Origin of the sequence: Brachyspira pilosicoli, assembly GCF_019402445.1 — a bacterium.
GTDB classification, from domain to species: Bacteria; Spirochaetota; Brachyspiria; order Brachyspirales; family Brachyspiraceae; genus Brachyspira; species Brachyspira pilosicoli_B.
Map to the genome: position 1 here is coordinate 1 of NZ_SRZM01000110.1, position 316 is coordinate 316.

Below are 316 nucleotides of genomic sequence, written 5' to 3' on the forward strand. Positions count from 1 at the left end.
GTCAGCACCTGCAGAAATTGCAGCAAGTGTAAGCGGCAATGCCATCCAAGCCCTTCCGCTTGCATGTGAAGGATCGCCTATAACTGGTAAGTGACTCATTCTTTTTATCACTGGTATAGCTGATACATCAAAAGTGTTTCTTGTGTATGTTTCAAATGTTCTTATACCTCTCTCACACAATACTACATTAGGATTGCCTTTATCCAATATATATTCTGCACTCATAAGCCATTCTTCCATAGTGTTAGCTAAACCTCTTTTTAAAAGTATTGGTTTTTTTAATTTGCCAACCTCTTTTAAAAGCTCAAAGTTTTGC

At 37.3% G+C, this 316-nt stretch carries 1 pseudogene; it reads right to left on the bottom strand.

The annotated features are described in order from the left end of the window. Positions 1-316 (bottom strand): annotated as a pseudogene (locus tag E6A48_RS04395) (3-deoxy-7-phosphoheptulonate synthase); the annotation flags it as partial.